General features: G+C 58.7%; 3 protein-coding genes. 2 read left to right on the top strand and 1 reads right to left on the bottom strand.

Going from position 1 to position 4,021, the window contains the following annotated elements; translation table 11 throughout:
• Positions 1 to 268 precede the first annotated feature (268 nt).
• Complete coding sequence (locus tag WB402_RS14505) at positions 269 to 1,009, top strand: acetylxylan esterase (RefSeq protein WP_424209076.1); 741 nt, start codon at positions 269 to 271, stop codon at positions 1,007 to 1,009.
• Between the two features lie 47 nt (positions 1,010 to 1,056).
• Positions 1,057 to 2,508, top strand: a complete 1,452-nt coding sequence (locus tag WB402_RS14500) for a family 43 glycosylhydrolase (protein WP_424209075.1) — start codon at positions 1,057 to 1,059, stop codon at positions 2,506 to 2,508.
• Positions 2,509 to 2,535: 27 nt separating this feature from the next.
• Here WB402_RS14500 and WB402_RS14495 read toward each other — a convergent pair.
• Positions 2,536 to 4,021, bottom strand: a 1,486-nt coding sequence (locus WB402_RS14495) for a hypothetical protein (protein WP_424209073.1), incomplete at its 5' end; no start/stop codon positions are given.

Genomic DNA, 4,021 nt, shown 5'->3' with positions numbered 1-4,021 from the left:
TGGATCATTTCCTTTGACGAACTGCTGATACAGGGCCGGATCGTTTTCTTCCAGGCCCGTGATGCCGAAGAGATGGTTTGCCGAAATCCACGGCAGCCAGAACGGTGCCCCCCCCAACCCCGCGATCGGGTCGGCCAGCGCCAGCCACCGTCGACATGTGGTCGATCAAGATACTTGAGATTGCGGCACCAATTGAGTAGAATGGTCTCGCAAGGAGATTCGCTCCCGTTTCGCGTGCCAGAATCGAAAAGTCTGCGAGGAGTATACTATGCGCATGTTCCGCTACATCATGACACTGGTATCCGGCGTCCTGGCCGTCTTGGCGTTCCAGGCCTCTTCTGCCGCCACCGGCAGTGCTGGTCGCGGCACCACGACCGGCGATATTACTCGCAGCATCGCGCCGTACTTCACACCGGCCACAGCGGGCGCCAAGGCGCCGGACGCCGATGGCTTCCTCCAGCGCTGGTTGCTCCTCGAGCCGATGAACAAGCCGAACCGCACGAACACCGTATTTACCGATAGCTACATCCGGAAAGCCTTCACGACCGAGTATTTCCCCGACCAGTTCACCATGATTCCGCACGACGGAGACACGGTGACGGTTTCCGGCGAGCAACTCGCTTGGCACGCACTCGACGCCACCAATTTCAATGTCAAGCTCTTTCGCTTCGCCTACGGCGAGAACAAGCGGACGTACGGCGTCCTGTTCTGGGCGGTTACCGTTGTCAACAGCCCGCGGGAGTTGAAGAACGTTCGCATGGCCGTCGGCTCCAATTCCGCATCCATGTGGTGGCTCAACAGCAAAGAAGCCGTCATCCTCTCAGGTGACCGGCGGATGGTGATGGATGACTGCGTCTCCAAACGCCTCACACTTCACAAGGGCAGAAACGTCATTCGCGGCGCCGTTATCAACGGCCCGGGGTTAAGTGATTTTTGTGTCCGCTTCATCGATGAGAATGGTGAACCCGTGAGGGATCTCACCCTGAGACTTGAAAACGCTGGGAACTAAGCCGTCATACAGTTTTTGATCTCAATCGTCTTGTTTTCGGAGGGTTAATGAAATCCCGAATATTGGCGGCAGCGGCCATGACTCTGCTCTCTCTCTTGTTGCCAGGCCTGGTGTTCGCTCAGGGTGGCAAACCATACATCCACGATCCCTCGACAATCATGATGTGCGATGGCAAGTTCTACACATTCGGCACCGGAAGCGGAGGCTTGATCTCCGACGACGGTTGGGAATGGCACAGCGGCGCTGTACGTCCCGGCGGCGGAGTTGCGCCGGATGTCATCCACATCGGGGATCGCTACTACATGGCCTATGCCAAGGGCGGGGGAGGCATGTCTGGCGGGCATGCGAGCAACGTCTATGTCATGTGGACAAAGACACTCGACCCCGAATCCCCGGACTTCGGATTCAAAGACGAAACCCTCGTCGCCTCCTCTGACGGCGTTGAGGACTGCGATGCAATCGATCCGGCGTTCCTCCTCGATCCCACCGATGGGAGACTGTGGCTCACCTACGGAACATACTTCGGCTTCATCCGGCTTGTCGAGCTTGATCCGAAAACTGGGATGCGTTTGCCCTCTAACCAGCCTCTGAACATCGCCATCGATTGCGAAGCCACTGCCATGATGTACCGCGATGGCTGGTACTACCTGCTCGGTACTCACGGCACATGCTGCGACGGCCCCAACTCCACATACAATATCGTCGTGGGGCGCTCCAGGAAAGTGACAGGCCCCTACCTTGACAACATGGGGATGGACATGCTCAAGGGTGGCGGCAAGTTCCTGGTGGGTGCCAGCGGCCACTTGGTTGGGCCGGGGCACTTTGGCTTGATGGATCTGGGAGACGGCGTTCAAAAATTCTCCTGTCATTACGAGGCCGACCTGGACCAGGGCGGCCGGAGCGTCCTGGGCATTCGCCCGCTGCTCTGGAAAGACGGATGGCCCGTTGCCGGCGACAACTTCACGGAGGGCACATATGAGATCCAGTCCGAACGGAGTGGCTACGCACTCGAACTGGCTGTGGACTTCGTGCGGATGGCGGTCGGCAGACCCTTCTTCCAGCGCCCACCTGATGAACCCGTGAAACCGATTCCATCGCAGGAGCTCGCCGAGGTGTCAAAGAACTGGCCGACCGGCAACATCGATATTCGCATCGGTGACTACATGTTTCGGCCCCATCAGAAGTGGACGATCACCCCCGTTGCCAACGTCGGCGGCTATCCCGGATCACCCTATTTCAAGATTACGATCGCAGGAACGGGTCGCGCTCTGGCCGCGACCGCTGAGGCCGAGGTTGTTGCGGTTCCCGCATTTACCGGCGGTCCCGAACAACTGTGGCGCATCGACCAGTTGACTGATGGCACATACCGCATCATGCCCAAGGCTGTGCCCAATTCCAAGGAACCTCTGGCTCTGACCGCGGTGGGCGGCAGCACGCCCACGCTGGCCAGGTTCGACCCTTCGAGCGACAAGTCGCGCTGGAACTTCAAAACTCCGTGAAGAAGAAGTCTCGTTTTCTTGTGGACTCTATTTCCCTTCGGCGAGTTGTCGATACAGGACCGAATCGAGTTCCTGCAACCCGGTGATGCCGTACAAGTGGTTGGCCGAAATCCAGGGTAGCCAGAACCGGTGCCCCCCGACGCCGCGTCCGGGCCCGCCCGGCCCCATGCGCCAACCTTCCTGCTGAAATCCGGCGGCCTTCATGTCATACAGTCGGCCCGGCAAAGCGACCATCGATTTCGTATCGTGCAGAAGCACGCGCGCGACATCGAGGTAGTGCTGGTCCTTCGTCTCTTTGTACAGCTTTGCATAAGACGGCACAGCCCAGTCCAAGTACTCATCCACGCTCCCTGCAACGCGCGCCGTGATGCCCTGGACTCCGACGGTCGAGACGCCTTTTTTCCAGTGAAGATGCGCGTCGTCCGCATCGATGGGCATCGGCAAATTCCAGATCCAGATCCAGCTTTCGGCATAGTCGGCCGCCGCCTCCGCACGTTCCAGCCATTTGGGTTCTTTTGTTGAGTCATAGAGACTCAGGTAGGCCTCTATGCTCAACATCCCTGCCTCCTTGTCAGTGACATTCGGATTATCACTCGCACCACCAACAAACAGTCCCCGCTTCCCCCAGTTGTCCCAAACACACTCAGCGGCGCGGATCGCTGCGTCTTTGTACTTCGGGTCGCCCGTTTCCTCGGACAGGATGACGAGCAGCGGCACCGGACAATAGCTCGTCGTCCCAGTCGATTCTGCCACTTCGCTGCTTCCGGGTTTCCATCGTCGCGGAAACGATCCATCCTCCCGTTGCTGCAGGATCAGCCAGTCCACATAGGACTTGACCCAGTTGAACCACTCCGGATGCTGGCGGCCGAGCGCGCGTTCACGCCGGTATGCGCGCATCAGTACACGCATGTCTTCCGTGGCGTTCCGCAGCCATGGGGCGAGCCATATGTGGTGCCAGGGTTTTCCAGTCGCAAGATCGTAGCCGGTTGCCTCAAGCGGCACTTTTGAAAGCGCCTTGATCATCGACGAGATAATGGACAGACCGAGCCTGCGCATCCTTTGCGCACGCTCGGAACTATCGCGATCTCCTTCTCGCAGCAACTGGTCAGCGCATTCAATGTTCTTGCTTACGAAGCCCATCGCCGCCATTGTCCAGTTCCATTGAAGGTGGTTCGTATCGTACGTGGCGACCGCAAAAGGAATGGCTGTGCGGCCGTCAATCGTGGCGGCCTGGGCCGCCAGGTGATCGATCAGAAGGCGCCGCATTTGTTCAACATCGATCGGGGTGACCGCGGGCTTCAACGTGCTCCACGCCCAACGCCAGGCGTTCCGCGTCACGCTTCGAAATGACTCATTGGTGCCGAAACGGAAACTCACTTCGTAGCTGTGAGTGAATCCTTGAGCGATCGGATGAAAACGTCGAAACCATTTCGGTTCTTTCGGCGCATTCGGGCCGAACGGGTACATGCTCATCGTGCCGGGGAACTGAAACCCGAACTCGATTGGTGCCCCT

Origin of the sequence: Sulfuricaulis sp. (assembly GCF_049587675.1) — a bacterium.
GTDB lineage: Bacteria > Pseudomonadota > Gammaproteobacteria > Acidiferrobacterales > Sulfurifustaceae > Sulfuricaulis.
The sequence above is the reverse complement of the archived record's forward strand: the minus strand, read 5'-3'. Positions and strand labels throughout refer to the sequence as shown.